This is a genomic window from Gemmiger formicilis (assembly GCF_016900095.1).
GTDB lineage: Bacteria > Bacillota > Clostridia > Oscillospirales > Ruminococcaceae > Gemmiger > Gemmiger formicilis_A.
The window spans coordinates 1-17,034 of record NZ_JACJJP010000007.1; the positions used below are offsets into that span (position 1 = coordinate 1).

The window sequence follows — 17,034 nt, forward strand, 5'->3', positions numbered from 1 at the left end:
GGGCTTTCCGCGGCGGCGGTGCCGGTCGTTCGGGGGGCGGGTCCTTCCGGGCAGGCGGCGGGTCTTTCCGCGGCGGCGGCGCCGGTCGGCGCTGATACATTGGGTTCAATAAACAACAAAGGAGATGTGTTGTATGGAACATATGGCATGGAAAGGTCGGGTCAAGCCCGGCTGCAAGGAAGAGTACAAGCGGCGCCACGCCGAGATCTGGCCCGAGATGGTGGAGGTGCTGAAAAAGGCAGGTATCTGCAATTACAGCATTTTCTACGTCAACGACGAGCTCTTCGGCTACTATGAGTGCGAGAAGGGCGTTGCCTACGCCGAGAAGGTCCAGGCCGAAAGCCCGGTGGTGGACCGCTGGAACGAGTACATGAAGGATGTGCTGGAACTGGAAATGGACCCTGAAACCGGCGCCCAGCCCAAGCTGGAACAGGTGTTCCGCCTGGATTGATTCCCAAAGGCAAAAAATCCCCCGCCTGTGCTGCAGACGGGGGATTTTTCCACAAAGAAGCTGAAAATCGTTGAAAAAAGGCGGGTGCCCGTTGTGGGTACCCGCCTTGCGGTTTAGTTGTGCACCATCTGGCTGTGTTCCCGCTGGTTGCGCTCCTGCTGGTTCTTCAGCGAAGCGGCAATGAAGCTCTTGAACAGGGGATGGGCGCGGTTGGGACGGCTCTTGAACTCGGGGTGGAACTGCACACCGATGTGGAAGTCCCGATCCGGCAGCTCCACGGCCTCCACCAGGCGGCCGTCGGGGCTGGTACCGGCGATGACCAGGCCCTTTTCCTGCATGGCTTCGCGGTAATCGTTGTTGAACTCGTAGCGATGACGGTGGCGCTCGTCGATCTCATGCTTGCCGTAAGCGGCATACATGTGGGTGCCTTCGGTCACCACGCAGGGATACTTGCCCAGACGCATGGTGCCGCCCTTGGGAATGTTGCCCTGCTGGTCCGGCATCAGCGCAATGACGTTGTGGGCGCCGTCGGGGGTGAACTCGCTGGAGTTGGCGTCGGCGTAGCCCAGCACGTTGCGGGCAAACTCCATGACCATGATCTGCATGCCCAGGCAGATGCCGAAGTAGGGGATATGCTGTTCCCGGGCAAACTGGGCGGCCTGAATCATGCCTTCGATGCCGCGGTCGCCGAAGCCGCCGGGCAGGATGATGCCGTCCACGTCGGCCAGTTCCTCGGCGCAGCGCTCCTGGTCCACCAGCAGTTCGCTGTCCACCCAGCGGATGTCCACCTTGCTTTCGTTCTCAAAGCCCGCATGGTACAGGCTTTCCATCACGCTCAGGTAGGCGTCGTGCAGCTTGACGTACTTGCCCACCAACGCGATGGTGCAGTTGCGGCTGCGGGTGGCAATGCGGGAGATCAGTTCCTTCCACTCGGTCAGATCAGACGGCGGGGTGTCCAGATGCAGCTGGCGGGCCACCACGTTGGTCAGACCGGCCGCTTCCAGCATCAGGGGGCACTCGTACAGGCTGGGCATGGTCAGGTTCTCAATGACGCAGTCGGGGCGCACGTTGCAGAACATGCTGATCTTGCGCTTGATGTCCGAACCAACGCTGCCGTCGGCGCGCAGCACGATGACGTTGGGGATGATGCCCATGCCCTGCAGTTCCTTGCAGGAATGCTGGGCGGGCTTGGACTTGTATTCATTGGAACCGGAAATGTAAGGCACCAGCACCACGTGGATGTAGCAGCAGTTTTCCAGGCCCTGCTCCAGACCCACCTGGCGGATGGCCTCCAGGAACGGCTGGCTCTCGATGTCGCCGGTGGTGCCGCCGATCTCGGTGATGACCACATCCGCCTCGGTGCTCTTGGCCAGATTGTAGATGTAGCTCTTGATCTCGTTGGTGATGTGAGGGATGATCTGCACGGTCTGGCCCAGGTATGCACCCTGGCGTTCCTTGTGCAGCACGTTCCAGTACACCTTGCCGGTGGTCAGGTTGGAATATTTGTTCAGGTTTTCGTCGGTAAACCGCTCATAGTGGCCCAGGTCCAGGTCGGTCTCGGTGCCGTCGTCGGTCACAAAGACCTCGCCGTGCTGCAGCGGGCTCATAGTGCCGGGGTCCACATTGATATACGGGTCCAGCTTCTGGGAAGCTACCTTCAGACCGCGGGTCTTGAGCAGACGCCCGAGGCTGGCCGCCGTGATGCCCTTGCCCAGGCCGGAGACCACGCCGCCGGTGACGAATACGTATTTCGTAGCCATTGTACATCCTCCACATCAAGTAAAAACACACATACGGATATTATACACGGTCTTGACCCGGTTTGGCAAGGTATAGACCCTAAAATGCGCAGAAATCACAAAATTTGGCCCTCGGTTCCAGGTTCGTTTTCCTCCAGAATCTCCCGGGCCACATCGCCGCGGCTGCGGCGGGTGTCCATGGCTCGCTTTTCAATCAGCCGGTGGGCGTCGGCCTCGGTGTATCCCTTGTGTTCGATCAGGAAACACTTGGCCCGGTCCACCAGCCGCAGCTGGGCGATTTTGTCTGCCAGACGGTCGTTTTCCGCCCGCAGAATGTCCAGGCGGCGGTAACAGCTGGCGGCCATCTGCATGGCCTGGCGGAACTGGGCCGCCGAGAAGGGCTTGCCCAGCGCCAGCACGCCCCGCTCCTGCAGCTTGGCGCCGATCTGTTCGGCGTTGCCGCTTTTGACCAGGAACAACACGCCCGCGTGGCTCTTTTCCACGGCGTGCAGGGCCAGTTCGTGGCCGAACTCGTCCGGCAGCGGCGCGTTGATGATGACCACCTCAAAATCTTTATCGGTCAGGCGGCGGCGGGCCTCACCGCCGCTGGCCACAATGACCGGCCTCGTGTACCCCAGTTCGGCGGCATGCCGGGCCAGGTATTCATTGGCGTTAGTACCGGCCGATGCGATCAATGCCAGACCCAATGCCTTTCCCTCCTTTCCTGCGATTGCGTGCGGCGCCGCGTCACAGGATCAGGAAGCAGTGTTCCCGTTCCCAGGCGGCGGGGTCGTGGGCGGTCTCGCTGGCAATGCAAAGCTGGGTCTGGTATTCAAAGTACTTGTTCATCACGGCTAAGGGCAGTTCCTTGGCGATAAACTCGCTCTGGGCTGCCACCGTGATGGCTTCCCGCAGGGTATGGGGCAGGCTTTCCAGCCCGGAAGCCGCCTCCTTGTGGAACAGGTTGCGGTTCACCGGGGCGGGCAGGGGCAGTTTGCGCTCGATGCCGTCCAGGCCGGCGGCCAGGATCAGCCCGATGACCAGATAGGGGTTGCAGGCGGGGTCGGGGCTGCGCAGCTCCAGGCGGCAGAATTCCCCGCTGGCCGAAGGCAGACGCACCAGCTGGCTGCGGTTCTGGCGGCTCCAGCTGATGTACTGGGGTGCTTCGCAGGAGCCGAACCGCTTGTAGCTGTTGGGCACCGGGTTGCAGAAGGCGGTCAGCTCCCGGGCATGGGCCAGCAGCCCGGCAATGAAATGCCCGGCTTCGCTGTCCGGGGCAATGTCCCCGGCAAACAGGTTCTTGCCGTCCCGGATCAGGGAAAGATTCACATGCATGCCGCTGCCGGCCTGGTCGGCCAGGGGCTTGGGCATGAAGGAGGCAAACAGGCCGTTGCTGCCTGCAATGGCCTTGATGGTGCTTTTCAGGGTGTTCACGTTGTCGGCGGTGCGCAGGGGCGCGCTGTACAGAAAGTCGATCTCATTCTGGCCGTGGCCGCTTTCGTGGTGGCTGTGCTGGGGCTGCAGGCCCATATCCTCCATGGCAAAGCAGATTTCCCGGCGGATGTTCTCCCCTTTGTCCAGGGGCGCCATGTCAAAGTAGCCGCCGTGGTCCATGGGGATGCGGGTGGGATTGCCGTGCTCGTCGGTCTCAAAGAGATAGAACTCGCACTCGCAGCCCACGGTGCAGGAAAGTCCCCTTGCCTGGAACCGGTCCACCACCGACTGCAGATACCCCCGGCAGTTGCCCTCAAAGGGTTTGCCGTCGGGCAGGGTGATGTCGCAGTACATGCGCATGACCCTGCCTTCGGCGGGGCGCCAGGGCAGGATGGTCATGGTGTCCGGGTCGGGCCACAGGATCAGGTCGCTCTCCTCGGTGTTCATGAACCCGGCGATGGAACTGCCGTCAAAGCAGATGCCGTATTCAAACACCCGGGGCAGCTCACTGGAATAGACCGAGATGTTTTTCTGATTGCCGAATATATCGCAGAATGCCAGGCGGACAAACTTGACGTCGTTGTCCTCCACATAGTTCAGGATGTCCTGCGCGGTGTGTTTCATACAAAATACCTCCGGGTGGGGCTTGCCCCTAAACTCGAAAGGCCCGCCGAGGGGGCGGGCCTTTCGAGCTGGTGTAAGAAATTAGGAAAGGGAAACGCAAAAATAATTCAGCGGTGGCCCGATTATTCGGTGTAGAACAGCAGGCGGCTGTAGCAAGGCAGCGGCCAGTACTCTTCGTCGCACAGCTCTTCCGCCACATCGGCGGCGGCACGCAGGCGCGCCATGGCAGGCAGAACCTTGTCGTGGAACGCATGGGCCTTGGCAGCTTCGTCGTCCATGGCGCTGACCTCATCGGTCACAGCCTTCAGGGCGTCAGCCGCATCGGACATTTCGTCGGTATACTTGGACAGCTCGGTCAGCAGCTTGGTCTCGGCATGGACGGAGATCGCATCAGACACAGAGGTCTTGGCGGCAGCGGTGCCGGCCACATCGCCCATATAGCTGGTGGCGGCGGGAATCAGCTGCTTGTTGGCAATCTTCAGCATGGTGCGGGCTTCGATGTTGATGACCTTGCTGTAATGCTCCATCTCCACTTCGTAGCGGGAGAGCATTTCGGTCTTGGTCAGAACGCCGAACTCTTCCATCAGTTCGATGTTCTTGGGATCCTTCAGGGCGACCATGGCGTCGGGGGTGCACTTGCGGTTGGGCAGGCCACGGCGCTCGGCCTCTTCTTCCCAGGCGGCGGAATAACCGTTGCCGTTGAAGATGACCCGGCGATGATCGTTCAGCGTCTGCTTGACCCAGGCAGCGGCGGCGCACTCAAAGTCGCCGGCGCCCTCGGTGGCAGCGCAGAAATCCTTCAGAGCCTTGGCCACGGCGGTGTTCAGAATGAAGTTGGCGTCGGACAGGTTCTCGGCGGAACCGGGCATACGGAACTCAAACTTGTTGCCGGTGAAGGCGAAGGGAGAGGTACGGTTGCGGTCGGTGGTGTCCTTGCTGAACTTGGGCAGGACATCCACGCCCAGGTCCATCTTCATCTTGACGGGGCCGGCGTAGGGAGAATCGGAGCAGATGGCGTCGATGACGGCTTCCAGCTCTTCGCCCACGAAGATGGAGATGATGGCCGGCGGGGCCTCGTTGGCGCCCAGACGATGATCGTTGCCGGGGGTCGCCACAGCGGTGCGCAGCAGGTCGGCGTATTCGTCAACCGCCTTGACCACGGCCGCCAGGAAGACCATGAACTGCAGGTTTTCCATGGGGGTGTCGCCGGGATCCAGCAGGTTTTCGTCCTTGGTGCCCAGAGACCAGTTGTTGTGCTTGCCGCTGCCGTTCACGCCTTCGAAGGGCTTTTCGTGCAGCAGGCAGACCAGACCGTGCTTGGAGGCGATCTTCTTCATCATCTCCATGGTCAGCAGGTTGTGGTCGATGGCCACGTTGGTGGTATCGTAGATGGGGGCCAGCTCATGCTGAGCGGGGGCCACCTCGTTGTGCTTGGTCTTGGCGGGAATGCCCAGCTTCCACAGTTCTTCGTCCAGTTCCTTCATGAACTCGGACACCACCGGGCGGATCACGCCGAAGTAATGCTCTTCCAGTTCTTGGCCCTTGGAGGGAGCGGAACCGAACAGGGTGCGGCCGGTCAGCACCAGGTCAAGGCGCTTGTCATAGTCTTCCTTGCGGATCAGGAAGTATTCCTGTTCCGGGCCGACGGTGGTGGCCACGCGGTCCACATCCTTGCCGAACAGCTTCAGCACGCGGCAGGCCTGGTCGGAGATGGCCTGCATGGAGCGCAGCAGCGGGGTCTTCTTGTCCAGAGCCTCGCCGGTGTAAGAGCAGAACGCGGTGGGAATGCACAGCACGTCATCCTTCACGAAAGCGTAGCTGGTGGGATCCCAGGCGGTGTAGCCGCGGGCTTCGGCGGTGGCGCGCAGGCCGCCGGAAGGGAAGGAGGAAGCGTCCGGCTCGCCCTTGATGAGCTCCTTGCCGGAAAATTCCATGATGGCGGTGCCGTCCGGCTGGGGGCTGACAAAGCCGTCGTGCTTCTCACTGGTGATGCCGGTCAGGGGCTGGAACCAGTGGGTGTAATGGGTGGCGCCCTGTTCAATGGCCCAGCGCTTCATCACGCTGGCCACAACATTGGCCACATCCAGGTCCAGCGGCTGGCCCTTTTCAATGGTGGCCTTCAGGCTCTTATAAGTCGAGCTGGGCAGACGCTCACGCATCTCATGTTCGTTGAAGACTTTGCTGCCGTAAATTTCCATAACGGTTGCTGCCATACTTCTCTAACTCCTTTACCATGCAGATTGTTGCCCCACCCCGGGACAAAAGCATGAAAAAAAGCGCTGCGAATGTCCTTCGCAGCGCCCTTGCTGTATGCAATTATTATACGAGTCCACCGGGCAAAATGCAACTGGCGGTTTGAACAAATCGGAAACCGCCCGCACGGTGGAAAACGCACGTTTTGGTCAGAACCTTTGTGAAACAGCACAAAACAAGAAAAATTTTCTTGTATGAAACGCCCGGCAACGTGTCACCTTGCGGCAAGCTGACGGCGGTGGCGGCGCCACAGCACTACGGTGGCCGCAACGCCGGCCAGGCTGACCAGATCAAACACATGCCAGAACCAGAACCCGGTAAAGCGCAGGGTAATGGTGCCGCTGTATCCGGCGGGCAGCAGCACGATCAGGTAGCCGTCCTGACGGCTGAGCCGGGCGGTGCCGGCGGTGTCGGTGAGCTCATAGCCCGGATAGGCGAACAGAGGCACCACCACGGTGGACTGGGCATCGTTGGTGTTGGTGGCGGTGAAGGTCACGCTCAGCTGCCCGCGGGCGTAGGATTCCGCTTCCACCCCCTCCTCAAAATAGAAGTTGGTGTCGTTGAACTGGGCGGAAGACAGTTTGTCCGACAGGTCATAGGGCAGATATTCGCCCCCGGCCAGCTGGGATTCCTTCAGAGGACTGCTCACCCCCATGGAGCCCAGGCTGATGTAATGGACCACGGCGCTCTTGTCGCAGGTGTCGTACATCAGGTATCCGGCGGGAATCAGGGTCAGCAGCACCAGCACCAGGGCGGTCTGTCGGGCCAGATCCCGGCGTTTATGCCACAGCAGGGCCAGGGCGCCGGCGGTGCAGACGGTGAGCAGGAAGCTGGCCGGGCTCAGGAACCGCCAGGAGAACTGCAGCTTGCCCAGCAGGGAGGAGAAGGCCTTGACCAGCGGGTTGTCGCTCAGATACACACCATACCAGGGGAAGAGGTCGCTGGCCATCCAGACGCACAGGGCGCCGAAGCCCAGGGCCCACAGGCTGATGCGGGTGGCCTTGCGGTCGGATTTCCGCACGGCGGGATCCAGCATGGCAGCTATCAGAGCCAGCGCGCCCAGCCCCAGGGTGGTGCCCAGGGCCAGGGGCATTTCGTCCTCCATGCCCAGTTTGATGGATTGGGCGGTGCCGGTACCCTTGCCGAAGAGCATGAACATCTGCCCCAGCATGACGGTGGAGTCCTGCAGGTTGGCGGCGTCGTACCGGCCGGAAATGTGGCAGACGCCCTGGATCATATACTGGGCCAGGGGTACCAGGAACCAGAGGTTCCACACCACCGCCACCAGTGCCGCCTTGCACAGGCTGAGCAGAACGGGCCGGCGGAAGGTGCGCCGGGCATAGACCAGACAGAACACGGCGGTGAGGAACCCGGTCATCACGCTGGTAAGCAGATGGGTCTGAAGCAGCCCGGTAAAGCCCAGGGCCAGGGGCAGCCAGCACCAGGGACGGGGCTTTTCGCCGGGGTCCTGGCGATAGATGAGCCAGAGCCCGTACACCACCAGCGGCAGAAACAACATGGCGGAATATTCCCCCACCGAGGCGCGGACGTACACATTGGTCAGCCGGTAGGGAGCCAGCAGATACAGGGCCGTGCCGGCCAGCGCCACCATCTCATTGTTGAAGATGCGGCGCAGCACATACCGGGTGATCAGGGCGGTGGCCAGGGTGATGCCGGCCAGGTACAGCTTGTACACCGTCTGCAGGCTGAACCCCAGGATGCGCAGAATTGCGGCGGGATAGAGCAGCAGGTCGGCGTACATCAGGCTGAAGGGATACCCCTTGCCGCTGACAATGTCGGGATTCATCCGCACCGGGAACTGTCCGGCCAGCAGACCGGCTTTCAGCCCTTCAATGCGGGTCAGGTGCACCGTCAGATCGTGGCCGTAGATGATGTAATCCAGCCCCAGGGGCAGGCAGGCCACCGCCACCAGCACCACGACGGCCAGGGCGCTGTACCGGGCCTTCACGGTGCGCCAGGGCAGCGCCACCCGGCGGGTCAGCACCAGAATCAACCAGTCGATGGCCGCAAACAGCGCCAATACGGTGAGAAAATGCACATAGGCAAAGGAGTGGGTGGGAATGATCTGGACATCGGTGATGAAGGTGACCTGGTCTTCCCCGCAGTCTGAATAGAATTGCAGCTGCACCACATCACAGGGATGTTCCATCCACAGGGTAAAGGTGGAACTGCTGCGTCCCGGAGGCAGGCTGGCCACGTCATACTGGGCGGTGGGCATGACCTCATCCAGAAAACGCACCGTGCCGGTGTTGCCGTTGTTGGCGTAGGTTACTACCACCTGGTAGCTGCCTGCTTCCAGGTTCAGCCAGCGGGTGGTGGCAAACTGACCCACGTAATTCTCCACCTGGGTGCCGCGGTCGTCGTTGACCGCCTGGTCGGTGTAGGGAATGATCAGGTCGGGGGTCACATCCAACCTTGTCCCGGCGCCGTAATCCGAGGCGAACCGGGCCAGCAGAAAGATCACTTCTGCGGCCACCAACACAAGGAACCACAGATTCTTTCTGGTACAGAAGTGTTTGAGATGCTGCATGAAAAACTCTCTTTTCTTGAATTCGTTTTTGCGGCATGCCGCAGCTTTCTATCATTATACCCGCTTGCCGGGACCGGCGCAAGCGTGGTATACTGTTCCCGGCGGCCGTGCCGCGGAATTTCACAAAAAGGGGAAGGGCACCTATGGAAATTGAACGCAAATGGATGGTAACGGATTGGCCCCGCAGCCTGGAACCGGTGCAGGTGCACCGCATGGACCAGGGCTATATCAGCGTGCGGCCCACCGTGCGCATCCGGCGGGAAGCGCTGCAGGGCGGCCCCACGGCGCTGGTGCTCTGCTTCAAGGGAGCCCCCGACCCCACCGGCATGAGCCGCCAGGAGATCGAAACCGAGATCACCCCCGACCTGTTTGCACAGTTGGAGGCCCTTATCGGCAAGCCCCTCATCGCCAAGGAGCGGCGCACCTACGCCCTGCCCGGCGGGCTGCACCTGGAAGTGAACGATGTGGACCCGGGACAGCCGGGGCACTTCATGTACGCCGAGGTGGAATACCCCGACGAAGCCACCGCCCGCACCTGGACCCCGGCGGATGCCGGGCTGGAAACCTACCTCACCGACGAAGTCACCGGCCAAAAGGGGGCCAGCATGGGGGAATACTGGGAGCAGACCCGGGGCTGACAGCTGAATACAAAAACCGGCGCGGAGAAAGCGGCTTTGCCTTCTCCGCGCCGGTTTATTTTGTGTACAGGGTTACTCGATGCCTTTTTCGGCGGCATATTCCTCAATCAGTTCCCGCTCCAGGAAGGGGGTCTTGACGCCCTCCCGATCCCGGTAGGCCTCGTGGCCCTTGCCGATGACCGCGATCAGGTCGCCTTCCTGGGCGTGGTCGATGGCGTAGTGCAGGGCGTCCAGCCGGTCGGGAATCTCCACATAGGGGGTGTCGGGGTTGCCCTTGGCAATGCCCTCCTTGATGTCGGCGATGATGTCCTCCACCTTCTCAAACCGGTTGTTGTCCTCGGTGAGGATCATGAAGTCGGCCATTTTGGAGCAGACTTCCCCCATGCCGTACCGCCGCAGCTTGCTGCGGTTGCCGCCGCAGCCGAACACCACCACCATCCGGTGGGGCTGGTAGGCTTTCAGGGTCTCCATCAGGCTTTCGGTGGCGGCCTCGTTGTGGGCGTAGTCGATGAGGATGGTGAAATGGTGGCTGATGGGCACCAGCTCCACCCGGCCTTTCACCACCGTGTCCCGCAGCCCCTGGTGGATGGGCTCGTCGGGCAGGCCCAGGGCCTTGCCCACCCCGATGGTGGCCAGGGCGTTGTAGATGCTGAACCGGCCCGGCATGCCCACCTGCACATCCAGGGTGTGGCCGTCCGGCTCGGTGAGGGTGAACTCCACCCCCAGCATGGTCTTGCTGCGCAGCAGGCGGTAGTCCTTGTCCGCGCGGTAATCCGCCGGCTTGTCGATGCCGTAGGTGATCAGCTCGCAGGTGTGGCCTTCCAGCAGGGCTTCGGTGTTCTCGTCGTCGGCGTTCACCACCCCGATGTCGCACCGCTTAAACAGCTGACCCTTCCAGCTGCGGTATTCCTCAAAGCTGGAATGCTCCCCGGGGCCGATGTGGTCGGGGTACAGGTTGGTGAACACCCCCACCCGGTAGTGGATGCCCGCCACCCGGTCCATCATCAGGCCCTGGCTGGACACCTCCATCACACAGGCGTCGCAGCCGGCGTCGGCCAGCTGGCGCAGGATCTTCTGCAGCTCGTAGCTTTCGGGGGTGGTGTTGTTCAGGTCGTAGTGGTGCCCGGGATAGTACACCCCGTTGGTGCCCACCATGCCGGTCTTGTGCCCGGCGGCGGTCAGCACCGCCCGGATCATGTGGGTGGTGGTGGTCTTGCCCTTGGTGCCGGTCACCCCCACCATGGTCATCTCGTCGGCGGGATGGCCGAAGTAGGCGGCGGACAGCATGGCCATGGCGTAGCGGGTGTTTTCAAACTTCAGCACGGTCACGTCGGGCATGCTTTCCAGCACGCCTTCGGCCAGATCATGCTGGATCACCAGCACCGCGGCGCCCTTGGCCGCCACATCGGCGGCATAGTCGTGGCTGTCCCGCTGGGTGCCCACAATGCACACAAACAGGCCGCCGGGCGTCACCTTGCGCGAATCATAAAAGATGTCGGCTACCTCGACATTGAGGGTGCCCTGCACCTGGGTGTAGCGCAGTCCTTTCAGCAGTTGTTTCAGCAGCATCGGTCTTTCACCTCTTCACAAAATATTCGTCGTACCATACCAGGAAGATAAACACACACCACAGCTGGCGCCAGTTGTCCCGCTTGCCGCTGACATGCTGGTCCAGCATGCGGTTCAATTCCTTGGTGTTGAAGAACTTTTCCGCCGCGGGGGTGGCAAAGGCATCCCGCAGAATGGCGGCGTATTTTTCCTCCCGCAGCCAGGCCCGCACCGGCACCGGGAAGCCCAGCTTCTTCTTGTCCGCCGTCTTGGCCGGAATGGTCATCTCGGCGGCGCCCCGCATGGCAATCTTGGTCTGCTGGGCGTTGACCTTGCACTTGGTGGGAATGCGGCAGGCCAGTTCAAAGACCTTCCGGTCCAGGAAAGGCACCCGCAGTTCCAGGGAGTTGGCCATGCTCATCTTGTCGGCCTTGAGCAGAATATCCCCCACCATCCACAGGTTCAGGTCACAGTATTCCATCCGGGTCACCGGGTCCTGGCCCTTGGTCATCTCAAAGAAGGGCCGGGAAATGTCGGTGGGCTTGCAGTTGCCGGTGTAGTGCTTCATCAGTTTGCGCTTGCGGCGCTCGCCCATCAGGTTGGTGTTGCCGATATACCGCTCCTCCAGCGGGCGGCCCCGGCGCACCAGGAAGTTGATGCCCGGCACCGGGGGCAGCAGGTTGGCCACCGCGCCCACGCTGCGGCGCAGCCACAGGGGCAGATGGTCGTACCAGCTCACGGTGAAGGGCTCTTTATAAATGTTGTACCCGCCGAAGAATTCGTCCGCGCCCTCGCCGGACAGGCAGACCTTGACCTGCTTGGCGGCTTCCCGGTTGACAAAGTAGAGGGCCACGCTGGCGGCGTCGGCCAGAGGCTCATCCATGTGGTACTGGATGCGGCCCAGATTGGCCCAGTACTCCTCAGGGGTGATGCGGTAGGCGTAGTTCTTGACCCCGATATGCTTGGAAAACTCGGTGGCATAGTCGGTCTCGTCGTACTGTTTGTTGGCAAACCCCACGGTGAAGGTCTTATCCACCTTGGCCAGAGCGGCCATATAGCTGGAATCCACGCCGGAGGAAAGGAAGCTGCCCACCTCCACATCGGCAATCTTGTGGGCGGTCACGCTCTCCTGCATGGTATCGCTGATGGCCTTCTCCCACTCCTGCAGGCTGGGGGCGTCGTCGGGCTTGAATTCGGGGCGCCAGTACCGCTGTACCGTCGCCTGGCCATCCTTCCATTCCAGCCAGTGGGCGGGCATCAGCTTCTTGACCCCCTTGAAGAAGGTGTTTTCCCCGGGGGAAAACTGGTAGGACAGGTACAGGGAGAGCTGGTCCTCGTTGAGCTCCTTGTGGAAGCCCGGATGCCCCAGAAAGCTCTTGATCTCGCTGCCGAAGAGCAGTTCGCCCTCCTCATTCTGATAGTAATACAGCGGCTTGATGCCGAAATGGTCCCGGGCCAGCAGCAGGGTGTTTTCCCGCCGGTCCCAGATGGCGAAGGTGAACATGCCCCGCAGCCGGTCCAGCATACCCTTGCCCCACTGCTCGTAGCCGTGGAGCAGCACCTCGGTGTCCGACCGGGTGGCAAAGGTGTGGCCGGCGGCGCGCAGCTCCTCGGCCAGGGACTGGAAGTTGTAGATCTCGCCGTTGAAGACCACCACCAGGTTTTCGTCCTCATTGTACATGGGCTGGCGTCCGCCCTCCAGGTCGATGATGGAAAGCCGCCGCTGACCCAGGGCCACCGGTCCTTCCAGAAACTGGCCCTGGCCGTCCGGGCCGCGATGGGCGATCAGGTCCATCATGGCCTGCAAAACTTCGCGCGCGTCATCCCGCGCGCCCACAAATCCAACGATTCCGCACATATACTTTCCCTTTCCTTAGGGTGCCGGTTGATTTTCGATATCCTATATTATACACACATGCCCCCAAAAAGAAAAGCCTGAACACCCCAAAAGAATGTAAAAGTAGTGGGGAAACCAGGGGGGACGGTGATACCTTTGATCGATGCAGCGCATACTGTGAGGGGGACGGCCGGTGTGTTCCGGGCGTGCCGAGCGGTGCAGACGATTGACAAGGGCACCGCTTTGGACGTACAATGATCAGGAATATACCATCTGTATGAACAAAGAGGCTTTTGTATGCTGAAATTTCAACCTGTGCTGTTGGGCAGCGACGCCAACGTCTACGGCATGGCCCGCAGCTTTTATACCCAATACGGGGTCGTCAGCGATGCCGTCTGCAAGGGGGTCCTGGTGGCCTGCCGCAACACCCGGCTGGTGCGCATTGCGGTGGTGGAGCCGGACCTGGAAAACGATGAAGTTTTCGTGCGAACCCTGGTGGACTACGCCAAGGCCCACGACTATAAAAACTGCCCGCTGCTGCTGGTCTCCTGTGCCGACGGCTACACCATCCTCATGGCCCGCCACCGCCAGGAACTGGAACCCTACTTCCATTTTGCCTGCCCGGAACTGCAAACCGTGTTGGATCTGGACATAAAAGACAATTTTTATAAAGCCTGTGCCGCACATGGGCTTTCTTACCCGAAAACCGCCACCTGCACGGCCCGGAACTACAAAAATGCCGAATTTCCCTTCGACTTTCCGGTGATCATCAAGGCCAGCAACTCCCCGGCCTACTGGAACTGCTCCTTCCCCCACAAGAAGAAGGTGTTCCTGGCCCATGACCGGGCGGAGTACGACGCCATCACCACCGCCATCTACGGCAGTTCCTACCAGGACGACCTGATTTTGCAGGAGTACATCCCCGGGGACGACAACTGCATGCGGGTGCTCAACGCCTACTGCGGCCTGGACGGCAAGGTGCACCTGATGGCCCTGGGCCGCCCTCTGCTGGAGGAGCAGACCCCCGAGGGCATCGGCAACTATGCGGCTATCCTGTCTGCGCCGGAAATCAACGACCCCGCCCTGCTGGAGCGGATGCGGGCCTTCCTGGAAGATGTGGGCTGGGTGGGCTACGCCAACTTTGATATGAAGTTCGACGCCCGCACCGGGGAGTATAAGCTCTTTGAGATGAACCCCCGCCAGGGCCGGTCCAGCTATTTTGTCACCGCCGCAGGCTACAACCTGGCCCGCTGGCTGGTGGAGGACGTGCTGGAAGGCAAGGACACCGGCTTCACCATCGCCGACAGCGAAAGCCTGTGGATGATCGCTCCTTACGGCGTCATCCGCAAATACCTGAAAGACCAGACCTTGCTGGCCACCGCCGCCCGGCTGAAAAAGCAGGGCCGCTGTGCCCATCAGCTCTACTGCAAGGAGGACCGCAGCCTGAAACGGGGGCTGTGGTACCTGCGCAGCCAGCTGAACTACTACCGCAAGACCGCCCGCTATTACGGCAACAAGGGTCTGACCGACTGACACAGAGGGGGACAACATCCATGTGTGGTATCACCGGCTTTGCCGAACGCAAACATGATATCGAGACCGCCCGGACCACCGTGAAGGCCATGGCGGACCTGATCACCTACCGCGGCCCCGACGGGGAAGGGTACTATGTGGACGACCAGGTGGCGCTGGGCCACCGCCGCCTGTCCATCATCGACCTGGAGGGCGGCCGCCAGCCCATGTACAATGAGGATGAAAGCCTGGTGGTCATCTTCAACGGCGAAATCTACAACTTCCAGGCCCTGCGCGCCGACCTGGAAGCCGCAGGCCATACCTTCCGCACCCATTCGGACACCGAGGTGCTGCTCCACGGCTATGAGCAGTGGGGCAAGGACCTGCCCGCTAGACTGCGGGGCATGTTCACCTTCGTGATCTGGGACCGCAACCACAAGACCATGTTCGGCGCCCGGGACATCTTCGGCATCAAGCCCTTCTACTACTACAACGTGGATGGGCTGTTCCTCTTCGGCAGCGAGATCAAGAGCTTTTTGGCCCATCCGGGCTTTAAGAAGCAGCTCAACGAAAAGCGTCTGCCCGAGTACCTGAGCATCGAATACATCCCCAACGAGGAAACCATGTTTGTGGATGTGTTCAAGCTGCCCGGGGCCCACATGTTCACCTGGCAGGACGGCAACCTGACCATCGAGCGGTACTACGACATCCGCTACCACATCGACGAATCCAAGAGCCTGGACGACTGGGAAAAGAAGATCACCGACACCTTTGCCGAGAGCGTGGCCGCCCACCAGATCGCCGACGTGGAGGTGGGCTGCTTCCTCTCCTCCGGCGTGGATTCCAGCTTTGTGGTCAACGAGGTGGCCAAAGGCACCCCCCATGTGAAGAGCTTCTCGGTGGGCTATGCGGAGGAAAAATACTCCGAGCTGCCCTACGCCCAGGCCTTCAGCAAGGAAATCGGGGTGCCCAGCATCGCCAACAAGGTGGACGCCGACCAGTTCTTTGAGGCCAACCGGGTGATCCAGTGGTATCTGGACGAGCCCATGCCCAACCCGGCGGAGGTGCCGCTGTACTTCCTGGCCCGGAACGCCCGCAAGTACGTCAAGGTGGTGCTTTCCGGCGAAGGCGCCGACGAGCTCTTCGGCGGCTATCCCATGTACTGCCAGGCCGTCCATTTTGAGGATTACGGCCGCAAGGTGCCGAAGGCGGTGCGCCGCTTCCTCTCCCACACGGCGGAAAAGATGCCCCAGTTCAAGGGCCGGCATTTCCTGGTCCGGGGCGGCCGGGAACCCTGGGAGCGGTATATGCGGGCCAACTATGTGTTTGAATCCCCGGCGGAGAGGGACCGCTATCTGAAAAAGAATTACGGCAACCCCGCCCCCGAAACCTTCTTCAAGCCCTATTTCGACAAGGTGCAGGGCCTGGATGAGCCCACCCAGCTGCAGTGGGTGGATATGCACACCTGGATGCTCTACGATATCCTGCTCAAGGCCGACCGCATGAGCATGGCCAACTCCCTGGAACTGCGGGTGCCCTTCCTGGATCGGGAGATGCTGGAGGTGGCCCTGAGCATTCCCCGCCGGTACCGCTGCGACAAGGAACACACCAAGATTGCCCTGCGGGGCGCGGCGCTCAAGCAGCTGCCCGAAAGCGTGGCCCAGCGTAAGAAGCTGGGCTTCCCGGTGCCGCTGAACGACTGGCTGAAGCAGGACAAATATTACAACATGGTGCACGAAAAGTTCACCGGCCCGGTGGCGGAGCAGTTCTTCAACGTGCAGGAGATCTGCCGTCTTCTGGACGACCACAAGGCCGGCCGCGCCAAGAATATGACCAAAATCTGGAGCATTTACTCCTTTATTCTGTGGTATGAGCTGTATTTTGTGAACAGCCAGCCGCCGGTGGGGGTATATTCCGCAAAAGTTTGATGTTTTTTACAGCAGGGTCTTGACTTTTGGGGTTGCGTATGGTATATTAACAAACGCAGCTTGTTCCCGTACAAGGGGGTCAAGAACCATGCGCGCCCGTAGCTCAGCTGGATAGAGCAACTGCCTTCTAAGCAGTGGGCCGGGGGTTCGAGTCCCTTCGGGCGCATATGTATGGTGCCTATGGCGCAGTTGGTTAGCGCGCCAGATTGTGGCTCTGGAGGCCGAGGGTTCGAATCCCTCTAGGCACCCCACCAAAGACCGCACAGTCCTTAAAAAGCTGCGCGGTCTTTTTTCTTAGGATTTTGGCGGCTCCGGCCGCCTGTTGCTGGGCCGTAGCCAAGTGGTAAGGCAGCGGACTTTGACTCCGCCATTCGTGAGTTCGAACCTCGCCGGCCCAACCAAATCAGCCCCCGCCAGACGGCGGGGGCTGATTTTCTTTTGGGAGGATGTTTATTTGGCAGACAGCGGGGCATACTTACCTTGCAGGGCAGCGCCAAGCCGCCCGCCGAAAGGGAGGTG

Annotated in this window: 12 protein-coding genes and 3 tRNA genes; 8 read left to right on the top strand and 7 right to left on the bottom strand. The window is 61.1% G+C overall.

Annotated elements, in window-relative coordinates; genetic code table 11:
• The first annotated feature begins 133 nt into the window (after nt 1-133).
• Nucleotides 134-451: an L-rhamnose mutarotase gene (locus H6B15_RS04745; protein ID WP_204646639.1), complete on the top strand. Its 318-nt coding sequence runs from the start codon at nt 134-136 to the stop codon at nt 449-451.
• A 113-nt stretch (nt 452-564) separates the two neighbouring features.
• Here the strand turns inward: H6B15_RS04745 and H6B15_RS04750 are convergent, their stop codons facing one another.
• From H6B15_RS04750 to H6B15_RS04765, 4 genes are all read right to left on the bottom strand, one after another.
• Complete coding sequence (locus tag H6B15_RS04750; protein ID WP_204646641.1) at nt 565-2,211, bottom strand: CTP synthase; 1,647 nt, start codon at nt 2,209-2,211, stop codon at nt 565-567.
• Nucleotides 2,212-2,306: 95 nt separating this feature from the next.
• Nucleotides 2,307-2,897 carry an ANTAR domain-containing response regulator gene (locus tag H6B15_RS04755; RefSeq protein WP_204646643.1) on the bottom strand — a complete coding sequence of 197 codons (591 nt, stop codon included), beginning with the start codon at nt 2,895-2,897 and terminating at the stop codon, nt 2,307-2,309.
• 40 nt (nt 2,898-2,937) lie between these two features.
• A complete protein-coding gene (locus H6B15_RS04760) occupies nt 2,938-4,248 on the bottom strand; it encodes a glutamine synthetase family protein (RefSeq protein WP_204646645.1) in 1,311 nt (436 codons plus the stop codon).
• A 122-nt stretch (nt 4,249-4,370) separates the two neighbouring features.
• Nucleotides 4,371-6,461: a glutamine synthetase III gene (locus H6B15_RS04765; RefSeq protein ID WP_204646647.1), complete on the bottom strand. Its 2,091-nt coding sequence runs from the start codon at nt 6,459-6,461 to the stop codon at nt 4,371-4,373.
• A 97-nt stretch (nt 6,462-6,558) separates the two neighbouring features.
• On the opposite strand from H6B15_RS04765, the gene H6B15_RS04770 reads away from it, so the two are divergent.
• Complete coding sequence (locus H6B15_RS04770; RefSeq protein WP_204646648.1) at nt 6,559-6,699, top strand: hypothetical protein; 141 nt, start codon at nt 6,559-6,561, stop codon at nt 6,697-6,699.
• A 16-nt stretch (nt 6,700-6,715) separates the two neighbouring features.
• Here H6B15_RS04770 and H6B15_RS04775 read toward each other — a convergent pair whose 3' ends face one another.
• The gene (locus H6B15_RS04775) at nt 6,716-9,052 is read right to left on the bottom strand and encodes a hypothetical protein (protein WP_204646650.1); all 2,337 of its coding nucleotides are present in this window, start codon (nt 9,050-9,052) and stop codon (nt 6,716-6,718) included.
• 143 nt (nt 9,053-9,195) lie between these two features.
• On the opposite strand from H6B15_RS04775, the gene H6B15_RS04780 reads away from it, so the two are divergent.
• Nucleotides 9,196-9,690 (top strand): hypothetical protein, encoded by a 495-nt coding sequence (locus H6B15_RS04780; RefSeq protein WP_204646652.1) that lies wholly within the window; start codon nt 9,196-9,198, stop codon nt 9,688-9,690.
• Between the two features lie 72 nt (nt 9,691-9,762).
• Here the strand turns inward: H6B15_RS04780 and H6B15_RS04785 are convergent, their stop codons facing one another.
• Together H6B15_RS04785 and asnB (H6B15_RS04790) are read right to left on the bottom strand one after the other, a co-directional pair.
• Entirely contained in the window at nt 9,763-11,259 is a 1,497-nt protein-coding gene (locus H6B15_RS04785; RefSeq protein WP_204646654.1) for a UDP-N-acetylmuramoyl-L-alanyl-D-glutamate--2,6-diaminopimelate ligase, read from the bottom strand.
• A 7-nt stretch (nt 11,260-11,266) separates the two neighbouring features.
• Nucleotides 11,267-13,096 (bottom strand): asparagine synthase (glutamine-hydrolyzing), encoded by a 1,830-nt coding sequence (gene asnB / locus H6B15_RS04790; protein WP_204646656.1) that lies wholly within the window; start codon nt 13,094-13,096, stop codon nt 11,267-11,269.
• Between the two features lie 276 nt (nt 13,097-13,372).
• On the opposite strand from asnB (H6B15_RS04790), the gene H6B15_RS04795 reads away from it, so the two are divergent.
• The 5 genes from H6B15_RS04795 (at nt 13,373) to H6B15_RS04815 (ending at nt 16,916) form a co-directional block, all read left to right on the top strand.
• Entirely contained in the window at nt 13,373-14,608 is a 1,236-nt protein-coding gene (locus H6B15_RS04795; protein ID WP_204646658.1) for an ATP-grasp domain-containing protein, read from the top strand.
• A 20-nt stretch (nt 14,609-14,628) separates the two neighbouring features.
• Nucleotides 14,629-16,515 carry an asparagine synthase (glutamine-hydrolyzing) gene (gene asnB, locus H6B15_RS04800; RefSeq protein ID WP_204646660.1) on the top strand — a complete coding sequence of 629 codons (1,887 nt, stop codon included), beginning with the start codon at nt 14,629-14,631 and terminating at the stop codon, nt 16,513-16,515.
• A 92-nt stretch (nt 16,516-16,607) separates the two neighbouring features.
• A tRNA-Arg gene (locus tag H6B15_RS04805) sits at nt 16,608-16,681 on the top strand.
• A gap of 8 nt (nt 16,682-16,689) precedes the next feature.
• A tRNA-His gene (locus H6B15_RS04810) sits at nt 16,690-16,766 on the top strand.
• Between the two features lie 75 nt (nt 16,767-16,841).
• Nucleotides 16,842-16,916 (top strand) — tRNA-Gln (locus H6B15_RS04815).
• The last annotated feature ends 118 nt before the right edge of the window (nt 16,917-17,034 follow it).